This window comes from Terrisporobacter mayombei, assembly GCF_020748465.1.
Classification (GTDB): Bacteria; Bacillota; Clostridia; order Peptostreptococcales; family Peptostreptococcaceae; genus Terrisporobacter; species Terrisporobacter mayombei.
In genome coordinates this window covers 429,163-446,187 of the sequence record NZ_JAHZMP010000001.1, presented here as the reverse complement: position 1 = coordinate 446,187, position 17,025 = coordinate 429,163, and the positions used below count along the sequence as shown (strand labels likewise).

Genomic DNA, 17,025 nt, shown 5'->3' with positions numbered 1-17,025 from the left:
GACAAATTAGAACAAAATGTATTGTTTTTATGGTATATATTATATACTATAAAAACAAGTGAATATATAGGTAGAGGCGCAATATTTATAAGTATTGATAATGAGGTAGCACGATGATTTATTAAGAAAGGAAATATTGCCGAAGTATATAACTGAGGCTTTAAGGTTATATAGCTGGGGGTATATAAAATATATATACAACTGTCACTAACTTTAGTGTTGAGCTATCATTGAGAAGAACTAATAATATTTTTAGTATGTAATTTTAACCTTGATGAAGAAATCAAGGTTTTTTTATTACAAAGAAATCATAATTCTTTATTAAAAAATACTAATTTCTAACTACTTAATGGAATAATGGATTTGTTTTAAAAGCCATTAGCCACATGAACGAAGCAAATTTTTGTTTAAAAATGACTAAACCCTAAAATATTCACAATTATCTCATAGGGGAAATAAAATGAAAAAAAGAAATGTAAGATTATTATTAATGCCAACAATGCTGATTCTAATATCAAGCATACCAAGTTTTGCAGCTGAACAAGATATGGCTGTAATAAATGCACAAAAGTATGGAATATTAACATTATTACCACCACTTGTAGCTATTATTTTAGCTTTTATAACTAAGAATGTTATAGTATCTTTGGTTATTGGAGTTATGTCAGGTGGATTTTTATTAAACTTAAATGGTATAAATATTTTTTCGGCACTATTTAATGCATTTTAAGATTTAGTAGATAGAGCTGTAGGAGCATTGGCTGACCCATGGAATGCGGGAATTATGCTTAAAGTTCTAGCAATAGGTGGAGTAATCAACTTAGTTGCTAAAATGGGTGGAGCAAAGGCAATAGCTGAATCATTAGCTAAAAAAGCAAAAAGTGCAAGAAGTGCTCAACTTATAACATGGGCAGCAGGACTTTTAGTATTCTTTGACGACTATGCAAATTCTTTAATAATAGGTCCTATGATGAGACCAGTTACAGATAAAATGAATATTTCAAGAGAAAGACTTGCTTTTGTAATAGATGCTACAGCTGCACCAGTGGCAGGAATAGCAATGATTTCAACATGGATAGGTTTAGAAGTTGGACTAATTGGAGATGGATTTAATGCTATAGGAGTAAATACAAATGCATTTAGTGTATTTTTAAGTACATTACCATATAGATTTTATAATATATTGATTCTCGGATTTATAGTTATAACAGCAGGACTATTAAAAGAGTTTGGTCCAATGAGAGAAGCGGAGTTAAGAGCTAGAAGGGGAAATATAAATTTAGTTTCTAATAAAGATATAGATGAAAAAATAAGTAATGAGCATAGTGATTTAGAGCCATTATCAGGTGCTAAATTAAATATTTGGAATGCTATAATACCAATAGGTATATTAATAGTGGGATCATTATTTGCATTCTACTACAGTGGTTATACCACAATAATGAGTGGAGATGATGCAAGTTTAATTCAAATAATTAATAATTCACCATTATCATTTGTAGCAATAAGAGAAGCGTTTTCTAATTCTGATGCATCAGTAGCACTATTCCAATCAGCTTTACTTGCAGGTATAGTTGCCATAGCTATGGGTGTATGTAAAAAAATATTTACTGTGTCACAAGGATTAGAAATGTGGGTAGATGGAATGAAAACTTTAGTTATTACTTGTGTAATACTAATATGTGCATGGTCACTTTCATCAGTAATAAAAGAACTTGGAACGGCTAAGTTTTTAATACAAATATTATCAGGATCTGTGCCAGCATTTTTATTACCAAGTATAATATTTGTACTAGGTGGAATAATTTCATTTTCAACAGGAACATCTTATGGAACAATGGGAATATTAATGCCACTTACTATACCACTTGCTCATTCAATAAGTCCTGAAATGTCTTATATAATAGTTTGTATAAGTGCTGTGCTTACAGGTTCTATATTTGGAGACCACTGTTCTCCAATATCAGATACAACAATACTTTCATCAATGGGAGCTGGATGTAATCATATAGATCACGTGAGAACACAGATGCCATATGCTTTATTTGTGGGGAGTATAGCAATATTATTTGGATATATACCTGCAGGATTTGGACTTCCTATTTATTTAATACTTCCTTTAGCGTTTGTTGCTATGTTTATAGGAATCCAAATATTTGGAAAAAGTGTAGATGTAGATGAAAAAGAAGAAAGTTTAATAGCTTAATTTATTATAAAAAATCTCTTTAATTTATTGTATATACAATAGTTTAAAGGGATTTTTAGTATTTAAGTAATATACTTATGTTTCTAGGGAAAACTAAATAGTAGATTTAGTTGTAATTTTTAAAGGAGAATTTAAATGAATAATAATTTTACAATGAGAACAAATCTACTTATAGGAAAAGAAGGAATGAAAAAATTAAAAAATTCTCATGTTCTTGTCATAGGAGTGGGCGGAGTTGGAAGTTTTTGTGTAGAAGCTTTAATAAGAGCTGGTATAGGAAATATAACTATAGTAGATTATGCTAAAGTTGAAGAAAGTGATTTTAATAGACAATTACCTGGATTAATATCTAATTTAAACAAAGACAAGATTCAAGTAGTAAAAGATAGATTGATAGATATAAATAAAGACTTAAATATAAAAGCAATAAACTGTGTTTTTAATGAGGAAAGTAGTAATAAAATATTTAGTCAAGAGTATGACTATGTTGTAGATGCTATAGATATGGTTTCATCAAAAATTCATTTAATTCAGCTATGTTTAAATAAAAATATACCAATAATAAGTTCCATGGGTATGGGCAACAAACTTGATCCCACAAAGATAGAAATTAATGATATTTCAAATACTCATACTTGTCCATTGGATAAAGTTATGAGAAAAGAACTTAGAGATAGAGGAATAGAGCATTTAAGAGTAGTATTTTCCACAGAACAACCTATAGAAGTTAAGGAAAAGATATCAAATGGTCATAGAATACTACCAGGAAGTATGCCTTTTATGTCTTCCTGTGGAGGATTGATAATGTCATCTCAGGTTATAAAAGACTTACTAAATATAAAATAGTTAAAAATACAAAACAAAAATAGTAATAATTTTAAGTATGAATGGCTAAAATTATTGCTATTTTTATTTAATAAATTATAAAAAATATTTCAAGAAGACCTTACTTAAAACCATAATGCCAATGCTGATTAGGAATTTAATGGTATTTTTTATAAAGAGATATAATACTTAATTTATTTATCAAAAGCCTTTGTTTTAGAAAAAATTTTTTGTGATTTATCTTTATAATAGTCCAAGTAGATACAATAACATAAATGGCAAATTGGGACAATATATAGAAAAATAGCATAGGGAATAAATTTGTAACTACTTATACCTAAGACTGAAGTAGGAACAAGTGCAGCTATACACCATGGAATTAAGGCAGATGTGACAATGGCAGAATCGGAAAATTCCATAGCCATATCTTCATTTTTATAATCTTCATAAGTATCCCTAAGTATTTCGATAGTTAAAATAAAAGCTATAGTTTGGCTACAGCCAATAGAGGCAATTATTAAACCAAGAAATAAAGTTGATAAAAATAACTTACTTCTATTTAGCTTTATTTTTTTCAAATATTTTTTCAAACCGTCAAAAATATTTAACCCACTAAAAAACCCTGTTAAACAACACGAAACAATAATTATATAACAAGTTTTAAGCATAGAAATAATACCGCCACCCTTAATAATATTTGATAAAGACGAAGAAGCTTCGTATCCAAATATAATATAATTAAACAAATCTATAATATTTATTTTTTGAATAATAAAGCAAATTATTATGGATGTTATTATACTTATGGTTATTGATTTTGAAATTGAAACTTTTTTTAATGACAAAATAATAATTATAATAGCGGGTATTAATAAAATAAAACTTATATGAAAATCAATGTGTAAAGTTAAACTTAGTGAGTTATCAATAAAAGTTAAAGGATTTTTAAATGAGAACAATAGATAAAAAATAACGCTAATTACAGTTGGAATAATACCAAAGATGAAAACTTTTCTAACATAGTTAAATAAATCAACGTTAGTTAAATTACAAAGCAGAAGTAAACTAGAAGATAGAGGTGAACATCTATCACCTAAATATGCCCCAGACATAATCGCCCCTCCAACTAAATTCAAGTTAATATTAGATGCCTGTGCAATGATAATAAGAGGTATACCTATTGAGCTTACAGTACCAAAAGAAGTTCCAATTAAAAAAGATGTTATGGCTGGTATTAAAAAACAAAACAAAATGAATAGATTAGGATTAATATATTTTAATGAATAATAAACTATTGCAGGGATTGTACCACAACTTAACCAAACACTTATTAAAATTGAAATTAATAATAAAATTTGTATAATGGGAAAGCTTCTTTTTGACTCAAAAGCATATAGTTTAAGAAGGTCTTTTATGTTTTTATTTCTTTTTAAACCGATTAAAGAAAATAAAATTAAAGAAATAGTTAAACCGTATCCAAGAAAAATATCATTAAAAACACTAAATATTAACATTATGATTGTAATAACAATAATTAAAAAAATACTCATACAAATAATTCCTCCCATAATTTATCATTATAATAAAATTATAGAGAAATAATATTAAAATATTAATTGAATATAAAAAAATATTTATAAATCATATATGGTAAAAAGATAGAATTAATTGTTGCTAAATATTGTAAGGTAATATATACTCATATTAATAAGTGAATATTTGAGGTAGAGGTGCGATTTTTATAAGTAACAATAAGGAGTTAAGCAACGTTGATTTATTGTGAAAGGAAACATCGCCGAAGCATATAACTGAAGCTTTAAGGTTATTTGGCTGGGGGTATATATAATATATGTGCCACTGTCACTAAGAAATTAGTGTTGAGCTATCAAATGGATTTATAGTTTAGTATAATTATGACCTTGATGCTCTTACATCAAGGTTTTTTTAATGAAAAAAATAGCCCTTATAATGTTCACTACAAAAATATTAGGGGGAAATAAAATGAGAAAAAGAAATTTAAGATTATTTTTAATGACAACCATGCTATTCATAATGACGACGGCATTATCCTTTGCAGAAGAAGTTGATGTTGCGGCAGAAAATGCAAGTAAATTTGGTTTATGGACTTTAATACCACCACTAGTTGCCATTTCACTTGCTTTTATAACCAAAAATGTTATAGTCTCTTTAGTTCTAGGCATTATGTCAGGAGGATTTATATTAAATATAACTGGAAACAATCCTTTTATGGCAATATTTTATTCATTTTTAGATTTAATTCAAAGATCAGTGGAATCTCTAGCAGATCCATGGAATGCAGGTATAATTCTTCAAGTTTTAGCAATAGGAGGAGTTATAAACTTAGTGGGCAAAATGGGTGGAGCAAAAGCCATAGCAGAAGCCTTATCAAATAAAGCAAAAACAGCAAAAAGTGCTCAAATAATGACTTGGTTCGCAGGATTATTTGTATTCTTTGATGACTATGCAAACTCTTTAATAATAGGTCCTATGATGAGACCAGTTACAGATAAAATGAAAGTATCAAGAGAAAGATTAGCTTTTATAATAGATGCTACTGCAGCACCAGTCGCAGGTCTAGCAATAATATCTACATGGATAGGTTTAGAAGTTGGACTTATAGGTACAGCATTTGAAAGTATAGGTGTTGAAGCAAATCCATTCGGAATATTTTTAAATACAATCCCATTTAGATTTTATAATCTATTAATATTAGGATTTATAGTAATGACAGCTTTACTTTTAAAAGAATTTGGACCTATGAGGAAAGCCGAATTAGAATGTAGAAGAGGAAGTCAAAATCTTACTTCAAACGATGAAGTAAATAAAAATTTAAGTAAACATGATGACATGGAACCATTAGAAGGTATTAAATTAAGTGTATGGAATGCAATAATACCAATAGGAGCGTTAATAGTTGGTGCATTATTTGCTTTCTATTACAGTGGATATACTGCAATAATGGGAGGAGAAGATACAGCAATAATACAACTTATGCAAAATGCACCAGCATCATTTGATGCAATAAAAGAAGCTTTTTCAAATGCAGATGCATCTGTTGCTCTTTTCCAATCGGCGTTATTCGCAGGAATAGTTGCTATGGTTATGGGTGTATGTAAAAAAATGTTTAGTGTGTCAGAAGCGCTAGATATTTGGGTAGATGGAATGAAAACATTAGTAATAACAGGTGTAATATTAATATGCGCATGGTCACTTTCATCTGTAATAAAAGAACTTGGAACAGCAAAATACTTAATTACATTATTATCAGGTTCGCTACCTCCATTTATAGTCCCAAGTTTAATATTTGTACTTGGAGCAATAATATCATTTGCAACAGGAACTTCTTATGGAACAATGGGAATACTTATGCCACTGGCTATACCACTTGCATATTCAATAAATACAGATATGTCTTATGTAATAGTCGCAACATCTGCAGTATTAACTGGAGCTATATTTGGAGATCATTGTTCTCCAATATCAGATACAACAATACTTTCATCAATGGGTGCTGGATGTAATCATATAGATCACGTTAGAACACAAATGCCTTATTCTATATTTGTTGGAGTTATTACTATAGTTTTTGGCTATATACCAGCAGGATTGGGATTACCTGTTTATTTAGTTTTACCATTATCATTTGTAGCTATGTTTATAGGAATACAATTACTTGGTAAGAGTGTAGAGATTGAAGATGTACAAGGAAATGAATTGTTAGAAAATTAATATTTATAAAAGACTTAAATTATAATGCATTTAAGTCTTTTTTTATGCAAATAATAAGTTATAGAGTTTGTAAAAGGAGAAATTACTATGGCTTATGTAAATTTTAAAGAAGAAAATTATAAATTAAAGATTCAATTAGAAAAAAGAAAAAAGAATAACGAAAAAAATTATAGCTATATTACAAAGCATAAAAAGGAGATGACTGATTATAATCCAGATAGTAGATATAGTTATGAGATAATAGAAAACGAATTTATTGGAAAAAAAGGATTGTTAGATGAAAAAGATTATTATAATATCTCCAATAAAGACATAATATGTGCAAGTTTCAAAGATTGTACTTTTGCAAATACAAAATTTATCAATTGTAGAATGATAGGTTGTAAATTTTATGATTGCAAATTTATTTTAGGTGGCGTTATTTTTGAAAATTGTATATTTATTATGGAAGATAATATAAAGTCACCATCATTGAATAATACAACAAATTACTCTTGTGAATTCTATAATTGTGAGTTTTATAGTAAATTTAAGAATTGTGATTTATCATATTCAATATTTGAAAATTGTTTAATAAAAAATACTTCATTTGAAATATGCATGATGAAAAGTATGATAGCAAATAAATGTGAATTGAATGAAATAAAAATTTCGGATAGTGACTTAAGTGGATTTAAAACACACAAATGTTATATTTTAGATTTTGAATTTGATGATAAGTATAAAACTAAATTAGATGAAAAAACATTTTTTGATAAATTAGTAGAAATTAAAAAAAGTAGAGAAGAATATGAAGGGCTATATTTAACTTATCAGGCTATTGCCAATAAATTTAAAGAAAATACTCTGGATAATAACTTTGGTGAATATTATTATTTATGTAAGAAAATTCAAAGTAAAACCCTGGACCCTCTTCCAAGAATAGGATCATTTTTGTATAGGGTATCTTGTGGTTATGGTGAGAGACCTTTTAATGCACTATTTATGGGAATATTTTTAATAGCAGTATTTGCGTTGTTATATTTAATTGTTGGTTTGGATATTGATAATAATTACGTTATTTATAATTTAGAAACATTAAAGCATTTTAATTTTATTGGATTCATTGAAGATTATAATGAATCGTTAGCATTAAGTTCAGGTATATTTTTAGGTGTGGGTGGATATAGCTGTGAACCAGTCCAAATATCATTGATGCTATCTAATATTGAAATGATTTTAGGGACAGTAACTGTGGGGGTTGGTATAGGTGCAATAGTGAGAAAAATTATAAGATAATATCTATGAAAAAAAGGAAATTTACCGTATAATCTAGTATTTAGTAATATATATATTAATATTTTGTAATATTCTTACTATTAAATTAACTATTTCATATACATTGATTATGTGAATGATATATGTTAAAGTGATTTTAAAATTCTATATACTTATTAAGGGGTGGTATCTTGAATAATACAGAGTCATTAAAAAAAAACATAACTAAAGCAGAAGATTTAAATTTATACATGAACCTAACAAAAGATGAAGAAATAAAAATGAATGAAATACTTGAAAAATATCCTATGTCTATTACACCTTATTATCTATCTTTAATTGATTTTAATGATCAAAATGATCCTATAAAAAAAATGTGCATACCTTCAATAGAAGAAATTGATTTAAGTGGAAGTTTTGATACGAGTGGAGAAGCAGATAATACTGTTATTACAGGGATGCAACATAAATATGAGCAAACAGTTATAGTGCTTTCTACAAATCACTGTGCAATGTATTGTAGACATTGCTTTAGAAAACGTTTAGTAGGTTTATCAGATGAAGAGATAGCTACACATTTTGAAGAAATGTTAGAATATATTAAAAAACATGAAAAAATAAGTAATGCGCTAATTTCTGGAGGAGATTCATTTTTAAATAGTAATACTAAAATTAAAAAATTTTTAGCTGCATTATGTGACATTCCTCATATTGATTTGATTAGATTTGGAACAAGAATACCTGTAGTTTATCCTGAGAGAATAACAAGAGATAATGAACTTAAAGAGATACTTAGCAAATATGGACAAAAAAAACAAATTTATGTAGTAACTCAGTTTAACCATCCTAGAGAAGTGACTAAGGAAGTTACTGAGGCAATAAAATATTTAAGAGATGCTGGTGTTATAGTAAAAAATCAAACAGTTTTGTTAAGAGGAGTAAATGATAGTATTGAAATTCTTGGAGAATTGCTAAAAAATATAACTGCTATAGGAATAGTACCTTACTATGTATTTCAGTGTAGACCAGTTACAGGTGTAAAAAATCAATTTCAAGTTCCACTTAAAGAGGGGATTGATATAGTAGAAGGAGCTAAAAGCTTGCAAAATGGACAAGGTAAATGTTTTAAATATTGTCTATCAACAACAAAGGGAAAGATTGAAGTAATAGGAAAAACAAAAGATAATGAGATGGTATTTAAATTTCATCAAGCAAAATACAAAGAAGATAGGGGAAGAATATTTATAGAGAAGGTTACTGATAATCAAACGTGGATATATTAGAATATTTCAGAATAATTTCTTATTATTAGTCATCATTTAAAAAGTTAATATTGCTTTTTAAATGATGTTTTAATTTTATGTTAAGTATAAACAATATATTACTATACATAAAACTATAATGTAACAATAAGAAATGCAACTATTAAAAAATAGATTTAATCCATTACATAGTCAATAAATGACTCTAGTTTAATGGTGAGTATGTCAGTGTCTTTAACAGCTGCTATAGGTATAGATGCATTAACTCATGCAGTATAAGCTTATGTATCTGCTGCTAATACTCCAGTTACAGATGCTTGTGGTGCTACTAACCCAATTGAAGCTACTCATGATGAAATAAAAGTTATATTAGTAAAAGATATGTAATTAATAAAAGTTAATTGATTTTTTTATAAATTAAAATATGTAAACTAATCTTACTTTGAAAAGCTATAATTGGTAAATGAATTTTATCAGTTATAGCTTTATTATTTTCTAAATAACATTTAAAAATTTATTGTATTACGAGGAAAAATATAAATAAAAAGGTATAAGTAAGTTAAAATGAAATTTGGATTAAATTATAAATGAAGATTTACATTTAAATTATAATAAATGATATATAATTTTTGTGCAAAATATTTTAAATAAGACATAATGTTGTCATATTAATAGTGATAATATTAAAATAAGTGAGAAGACTTATATTGAAAAGTATTGTGTATGATTTTAAAAATAGTGGGGTAATAACATGAAAATTAATAGATTAACTGAAATTATTTTAATACTTTTAAATAAAAAGACAGTAACAGCCAAAGAATTATCAGATAAATTTCAAGTATCAACTAGAACCATATATAGAGATATAGAAACTCTATCTTTGTCAGGAGTGCCAGTATATATGAGTAAAGGAAAAAATGGAGGAATTGGTTTATTAGAATGTTTTTCTATAAATAAAACTTTATTATCTGAAAATGATAAGGAAAGTATTACATTAGCACTCAAAGCCCTATCTACTATTGAATATCCAAACATAAATTCTGTAATTAACAAAGTTGGATTTGTAAACAATAAAGAGGACAACGATAACTGGATAGATATAGATTTATCAAGATGGGGAAATAAAACATATGAAGATGATAAATTCGATAAAATAAGATATGCAATTTTAAATAATAAATTAGTAGAATTTAGTTATATTAATAGTTTAGCTAATCAATCTAAGAGAATTATTGAACCCATTAAACTCACTTATAAAGGTCAAAGTTGGTATTTATATGGATATTGCAGATTAAAAGAAGACCTTAGATTATTTAGAATAAGTAGAATAAAAGATTTTGAGGTAAAGAATGAGTGTTTTATAAAACGATATTTTGAAAATCAAGAAATAAATAAGGAAGAAAAGGAAGTTTTCAATATTGTTAAGGTAAAATTAGAAGTTAAAAAGGAGGCTTTATATAGGGCTTTTGATGATTTTGCAGAAGAATCAATTATTGATAATAAAAATGGAACTTACCAAGTAAATATAGAATTTCCAGAGAATGAATGGCTGTATGGGTATATACTTTCTTTTGGTCCATATGCTAAAGTAGTAGAGCCATTGCATATAAGAAATATAGTTTTAGAAAAAATGCAAGAAACTTTAAATATGTATAATAAAAATACTTAATATAATTTAAGAAAAAGGAAGATTTGTTATGAAACATGAATGGAGAAAAAAAGAAAAGCAATATTACTTACCAAAAACAAAACCTGAAATTGCAAACATTGAAAAATTTAAGTTTATACAAATAAAAGGCAGTGGGAATCCAAACAGTGAGGAGTTCTCTGAGAAGGTAGGTGCATTATATTCAATAGCTTATGCAATCAAAATGATGCCTAAAAAAGGTATAACTCCAGATGGATATTTTGATTACACTGTATATCCATTGGAAGGAATTTGGGGTTTAGACGAAGAAGGTGAGAAAAAAGACGTATTTGATAAAAATAATTTAGTATATAACATAATGATTAGACAACCTGATTTTGTGACTAAAGAAGTTTTTGATTTGGCGGTGGACATGACTAAAAAGAAAAAGTTTAATAAGTACTTAGATGAGATAGAATTTGGTAATATATATGAAGGTATGTGTGTTCAAATGATGCATAGAGGATCTTTTGATGAGGAATATAAAACATTTCAACTTATGAAAGAATTTTGTCATGAGAAAAATTTATTGATAAAAGATAAAAATCATAGAGAAATTTATATTTCTGACTTTAGAAAAATTTCATCAGAAAAACTTAAGACAGTTTTGAGATATATGGTAGAAGCTAATTAAGGAGGAATTTACTTTGGACTTTATAGATATAAATTTTGAAAATATAGATAAAGAACATATATGTTGTGCTATTTCTGATAAAAAAGGAGAGTTTCAAGTATCATCAAAAAAAACTTGGCTCAAAGATAGATTAAAAGACAATCTAGTTTTTAAAAAAGGTGATGTTAGGGGAAAAGTTTTTATTGAATACATACCTGTTGAAAATGCTTGGTGCCCAATTATTGCAGATAATTATATGTTTATAAATTGTTTTTGGGTGTCGGGGAAATATAAGGGACAAGGTATAGGGAGTAAGTTACTAGAAGAATGTATAAAAGATAGTAAAGAAAAGGGGAAGAAGGGATTAATAGTATTATCCTCGGATAAAAAGAAACCATTTTTATCTGATAAAAAATATTTTATAAAAAAGGGCTTCTTAGTAGCTGATATTGCAAGGCCTTATTTTGAATTATTGTATATGCCTTTTGAAGAAAGTGAAGTTATGCCTAAATTTAAAAACACAGTAAAAGAAGAATCTATTGATGAAAAAGGATTTGTTTTATATTATTCACACCAATGTCCTTTTACTTCTAAATATGTTTCTATGATAAAGGATTATGCAAAGGAAAAAGATATAGATTTACATATTGTTAGGTATGAAAATAAAGTTCAAGCACAAAATTCCTCAACTCCTTTCACAACATATAGTTTATACTATAACGGAAAATTTATAACTCATGAAATTTTAAGTATTAAAAAGTTTGATTATATATTTAGTATGATAAAGTAAATAAAAATAAAAGAACAAAATATTAAAATTAGACTTTATATAAGATGTATCAATATACTTTATATAAAAAAGAGTAGTAACTTTTATTGAATAAAGTACAATATAAGATTACTACTCTTTATGTATTCAAATTTTATACTTCAATTAATTCATATTCCTTACTCCCAATACCAAGTTTGACACTATGATCAATACAAACTTCCCAATTTGTTTCAGGATGAGTATTTATAAAGTGGTCATGACAATGGTGTTTTTGTTCATCTAAATAACTACCATGTATTACACTTTGCTTGTTACAAGCATCTACACAAGCCATGTCTAAAGCAACAGGGTCAAAGGAAGCGAAAATACCAACATCTGGAATAATAGCTAAATCATTTTCTCTATGACAATCACAATTTGGAGATACATCTATAACAAAGCTTATATGAAAATGAGGTCTACCTTGTAATACAGCTTTAGAATATTCTGCTATCTTTTTATTTAGTATATCATTGGATTCATCAGTAGGTGAATTTACAGCATCATAATTACATGATCCAATGCATCTTCCACATCCAACACAGTTATTATGGTCAATAGAAGCCTTTTTACTTTCTCCAAATGTAATAGCATCGTGAGCGCAATTTTTTGCACATGCTCTACAGCCAACACATTTATTTTCCTTTACAAAAGGCTTTCCACTACTGTGCATTTCCATTTTACCAGCACGAGATCCACATCCCATACCTATATTTTTTAATGCTCCACCAAAACCTGTAGATTCATGTCCCTTAAAATGATTCATTGATATGAAAATATCAGCATCCATTATAGCCTGGCCTATTTTAGCTTCTTTAACATATTCTCCACCTTCAACTGGAACAAGAGCCTCATCTGTACCCTTTATGCCATCAGCTATTATTATATGGCATCCTGTAGTAAATGGATTATAGCCATTAGTATAAGCTGAATCTAAATGCTCAAGGCCGTTTTTTCTACCACCAACATAAAGAGTATTACAGTCTGTTAAAAATACTTTACCATTTTTTGATTTTATTAAATCCACAATAACTTTAGAAAAATTAGGTCTTAAGTAAGCTAAATTTCCTGGTTCTCCAAAGTGGATTTTTATGGCTGTATACTTGTTTTCAAAATTAATGTCATTTATGCCAGCTTTTTTGACTAGCATTTGTAATTTGTCTAATAAATTGCTCTTAAAATCTGTTCTTAGATTAGTATAATATACTTTTGATTTATTCATAAGTTCCCCTTTCCATATGAAAATTAAGTTATTTCAATATATTATAATCCCATAATAATAATTCTTCCATAGATTTAAATATATAATTCGTAAAAAAATAATTATACATTAAAAAAATTATTCTGAAGTGTTGTAATATAGAAAAAAATATTTGTTTACTATAATACATATAGGGGAATAAATATATTTATATATGATATAAACATAAAATTAGTCATAATATATTGGAGGGCAAATATGGAAAGTTTAAATAAGAATGTATGTAATTGTAAAAAAGTATCTTTCGACAAAATAGAAGATAGTATAAAAAATGGAGCTGATAGTTTTGAAAAAGTTGTAGAAGAAACTAAGGCGACAAAAGGATGCGGAAGATGCAAATCTTACGTGGAAGATATAGTTAAAAGTAAATTAAATAAATAATATATAAAAAATAAAGATGCGAATGTATCTTTATTTTTTTTGATATTATTAGATATTATATAATGGATTTATATGTTGATTATTGTTAATGAAATAATTTATTGATGGATTTAAATAAAAAATATCTATAGTGGAAAATAAAAATTCTATGAAAATAAAAAATTTTATTTAAAAATGAGAAAAAAAGTATTAGCTTTTCTTAGGAAAATGTTTTATAATTATATTTGTAATAGAAAAACGGAAATTTTTATTACAAGCAAAAGTTTGGGTATATTAAATTTAAACTTTGAGTAATTGGTTGAAAAGGTTTTCCTATTGGAAGGGAAAATCTTTTGGGGAAATTGTGATCGGATTTTGCAATAATTAAATTTATTCTTTTCAATAAGTCATTTTAAAATGGGGGTTTTAAAATGACTTATTTTTATCAAATTATTAATAAGCTATATAAAGTATATAATTATACAACGGTTTAGCTAAACACATTTATATTCCAAAAGAGAATCATTCCTTAAGATATATAATTGATTTGTAAAAAATATTATTATATTATTTAGTTATAAAGTTTATTAAACATTAAATGAAAAATTAGCTTAAGTAATTTAACCCACCATAGCACGAATAAATATCGTGCTACTTTTTTTGTATGTAAAGACAAATATGTTAAATATTTGTTATACTTAATATAGAAGATTAATTGAAAGGGTGAAAATTATGAGATATAGCAATTTTTATTTTACTTCTAAAATAGATGAGAATGAGATATTTACATATAAGTTTGTATGTGATGAAAACGTAACTGTTAAAGGCGTAGTACAAATATCTCATGGTATGGCAGAGCATGGGAAAAGATATGAAGATTTTGCTAAACTCTTAACAGATAATGGATATAATGTCTATGTTAATGACCATAGAGGTCATGGCAAAACGGCAAAAAATTTAAAAAATGCAGGTTATTTAGCAGATGAAAATGGATTTGATTGTTTAGTAGATGATATACATACTTTAACAGAAATAATAAAAGAAGAAAGTAAAGATGTACCTTTAATATTATTTGGTCATAGTATGGGATCATTTGCCTCGCAAAATTATGCTATAAAATATGGAGATGAAATCGATGGATTAATACTTTCTGGTTCAAATGGAGATTTTGGTGGAAAACTAGATTTAGCGAATATAATAGTAAAATCTACTTGTAAAATTAAAGGCAGAAAATATGTTAGTGAATTTATTGATAGTTTATTCTTTGGGTCAAATAACAAAGTCTTTAAACCATGTCGAACAGATTATGATTGGTTAAGCAGAGATGAAAAAGAAGTAGATAAATATATAAATGATTCAATGTGTGGATTTAAATGTACTTGTGGTTTTTTTGAAGATTTTATACACGGACTTAAATTTATAGAAGATAGAGAAAATATAATAAAAATCAGAAAAGATTTACCCATATTAATAATTTCAGGAGATAAAGATCCTGTTGGGAATAACGGAAAGGGTTTATTGAATCTAAAAATTAGATATGAAAAATCAGGTATTGAAGATGTAAAATGTATATTATATAAAGATGGTAGACATGAAATATTAAATGAGATTAACAAAGAAGAAGTAAAAGAAGATGTAATGAAGTGGATAGTTGAAAAAATAGAAAATAAAAAACAAAGTTATTATTAAGAAAATTTTAGGAGGAAATAGAAATGGCAGAAACAAAAATAACAGGATCTTCACAAAGAAATGCAAAGGATGTGGCTATAGAGCTAACAGAATTATATTATAGAGTGTCAAAAGAAGAAGCTAAATCAGCAGAAGAAGTTGGAGAAACTTACGTTAGAATTTACAACATAGTTAAAGATGCAAGATAATTTATTACAAAATATTAAAAAAATTTATAGCTAAAATTGAGATGGTTACTAAATGTTATCAAAAATGAATCTGAAAATTAAATATTAGTTACAGATTAGTTACATATTTTATTGCTTCTATAAATATAAATATATAAACAGTTTGAAATTTAAAATACTTAAGTTTTATATATTGAATATTTATAGGGGGAGTAAAAATGAAAAATAATTTTAAAAATAATATAATTTTTAGAAGTTTACTAATAACTCTATCTTTTTGTGTTCTTCTTGCATCATATTTTATATTGAAAAAAGAGCAAATAGTTTTACAAGTGAATGGAAAGGTGACAACTGTAGACACTTATTGTAAGACTGTAAAAGAATTATTGAGTGAAAAAGATATATGTTATAACGAAGATGATATTATATACCCTAGTTTAGATAGTAAATTAGAAGATTATATGAATATAAAAATTACATATGTAGAGCAAATTTCTGTTAGTGAGCATTCAAGAATATCATATAAAACTGAAGTTAAAACAGATAAATCTTTGCCAAAGGGAGTTACTAAAGTTGCTCAAGAAGGAAAAGAAGGAAGAAAAACAATTGTATATGAAGAAGTTTATCATGATGGTAAGTTGGTGTCTAGAGTTGCTAATAAGGAAATGATAAGAGAAGAGCCTGTTAATAAGGTTGTTATAAAAGGTACAGGAACGAGTTATGCGGCTAGTGTTGTAAATTTATCAACACAAAAAAAATCTTCAAATATTAACAGGGATAAAATGGTAGTGTCAGCTACTGCCTATAGTGGTGATAGTTCAACTTCAACTGGAACACGCCCAAGATGGGGAACTATTGCAGTGGATCCTAGAATAATACCTTATGGTACAAAAGTGTATATACCTAAATTTAATATGACTTTTGTAGCAGAAGACTGTGGCGGTGGGATAAAAGGAAATAGAATAGATATATTTATGAATAGCTCCTCGGCTTGCTATAATTGGGGAGTAAGAAGTATAGATATTTATATTGTTGGATAAATTAAAGTATTAGGTCAAGTTTTAACTTGACCTAATACTTTTGTAGTTTTTGTAGAAAAAATTAATTTAGATATTAGCGGTTCATGTTTACTAAATA

At 26.8% G+C, this 17,025-nt stretch carries 13 protein-coding genes, 1 pseudogene and 2 riboswitches; of the genes and pseudogenes, 12 read left to right on the top strand and 2 right to left on the bottom strand.

Going from position 1 to position 17,025, the window contains the following annotated elements:
- Positions 1–63: 63 nt before the first annotated feature.
- Positions 64–235, top strand: a riboswitch (Lysine riboswitch).
- 225 nt (positions 236–460) lie between these two features.
- Both K0039_RS02235 and K0039_RS02230 read left to right on the top strand, forming a co-directional pair.
- Positions 461–2,206, top strand: a pseudogene (locus K0039_RS02235) (Na+/H+ antiporter NhaC family protein).
- Positions 2,207–2,341: 135 nt separating this feature from the next.
- Positions 2,342–3,052 (top strand): tRNA threonylcarbamoyladenosine dehydratase, encoded by a 711-nt coding sequence (locus tag K0039_RS02230; RefSeq protein ID WP_228103427.1) that lies wholly within the window; start codon positions 2,342–2,344, stop codon positions 3,050–3,052.
- Between the two features lie 173 nt (positions 3,053–3,225).
- Here K0039_RS02230 and K0039_RS02225 read toward each other — a convergent pair whose 3' ends face one another.
- Positions 3,226–4,545: a Na+/H+ antiporter NhaC family protein gene (locus tag K0039_RS02225; protein ID WP_265589421.1), complete on the bottom strand. Its 1,320-nt coding sequence runs from the start codon at positions 4,543–4,545 to the stop codon at positions 3,226–3,228.
- A gap of 203 nt (positions 4,546–4,748) precedes the next feature.
- Positions 4,749–4,924: riboswitch (Lysine riboswitch) on the top strand.
- 108 nt (positions 4,925–5,032) lie between these two features.
- On the opposite strand from K0039_RS02225, the gene K0039_RS02220 reads away from it, so the two are divergent.
- The 6 genes from K0039_RS02220 (at position 5,033) to K0039_RS02195 (ending at position 12,390) form a co-directional block, all read left to right on the top strand.
- A complete protein-coding gene (locus K0039_RS02220) occupies positions 5,033–6,781 on the top strand; it encodes a Na+/H+ antiporter NhaC family protein (RefSeq protein WP_228103425.1) in 1,749 nt (582 codons plus the stop codon).
- A gap of 87 nt (positions 6,782–6,868) precedes the next feature.
- Positions 6,869–8,059, top strand: a complete 1,191-nt coding sequence (locus tag K0039_RS02215; RefSeq protein WP_228103424.1) for a pentapeptide repeat-containing protein — start codon at positions 6,869–6,871, stop codon at positions 8,057–8,059.
- 170 nt (positions 8,060–8,229) lie between these two features.
- Positions 8,230–9,321, top strand: coding sequence for a KamA family radical SAM protein (locus tag K0039_RS02210; protein WP_228103423.1), 1,092 nt, complete (start codon positions 8,230–8,232; stop codon positions 9,319–9,321).
- Between the two features lie 730 nt (positions 9,322–10,051).
- Positions 10,052–10,969, top strand: coding sequence for a helix-turn-helix transcriptional regulator (locus tag K0039_RS02205; RefSeq protein ID WP_228103422.1), 918 nt, complete (start codon positions 10,052–10,054; stop codon positions 10,967–10,969).
- A gap of 28 nt (positions 10,970–10,997) precedes the next feature.
- Positions 10,998–11,621, top strand: coding sequence for a GyrI-like domain-containing protein (locus K0039_RS02200; RefSeq protein ID WP_228103421.1), 624 nt, complete (start codon positions 10,998–11,000; stop codon positions 11,619–11,621).
- Positions 11,622–11,634: 13 nt separating this feature from the next.
- The gene (locus K0039_RS02195; protein ID WP_228103420.1) at positions 11,635–12,390 is read left to right on the top strand and encodes an N-acetyltransferase; all 756 of its coding nucleotides are present in this window, start codon (positions 11,635–11,637) and stop codon (positions 12,388–12,390) included.
- Positions 12,391–12,523: 133 nt separating this feature from the next.
- Here K0039_RS02195 and K0039_RS02190 read toward each other — a convergent pair whose 3' ends face one another.
- A complete protein-coding gene (locus tag K0039_RS02190) occupies positions 12,524–13,633 on the bottom strand; it encodes a DUF362 domain-containing protein (RefSeq protein ID WP_228103419.1) in 1,110 nt (369 codons plus the stop codon).
- A gap of 237 nt (positions 13,634–13,870) precedes the next feature.
- Between K0039_RS02190 and K0039_RS02185 the strand changes: the two genes are divergently transcribed.
- The 4 genes from K0039_RS02185 (at position 13,871) to K0039_RS02170 (ending at position 16,928) form a co-directional block, all read left to right on the top strand.
- Positions 13,871–14,053, top strand: a complete 183-nt coding sequence (locus tag K0039_RS02185) for a (2Fe-2S)-binding protein (protein WP_228103418.1) — start codon at positions 13,871–13,873, stop codon at positions 14,051–14,053.
- Positions 14,054–14,764: 711 nt separating this feature from the next.
- Positions 14,765–15,721: an alpha/beta hydrolase gene (locus K0039_RS02180; RefSeq protein ID WP_228103417.1), complete on the top strand. Its 957-nt coding sequence runs from the start codon at positions 14,765–14,767 to the stop codon at positions 15,719–15,721.
- A gap of 23 nt (positions 15,722–15,744) precedes the next feature.
- Positions 15,745–15,909: a hypothetical protein gene (locus tag K0039_RS02175; RefSeq protein ID WP_018592530.1), complete on the top strand. Its 165-nt coding sequence runs from the start codon at positions 15,745–15,747 to the stop codon at positions 15,907–15,909.
- A 197-nt stretch (positions 15,910–16,106) separates the two neighbouring features.
- Complete coding sequence (locus K0039_RS02170; protein WP_228103416.1) at positions 16,107–16,928, top strand: resuscitation-promoting factor; 822 nt, start codon at positions 16,107–16,109, stop codon at positions 16,926–16,928.
- Positions 16,929–17,025 lie beyond the last annotated feature (97 nt).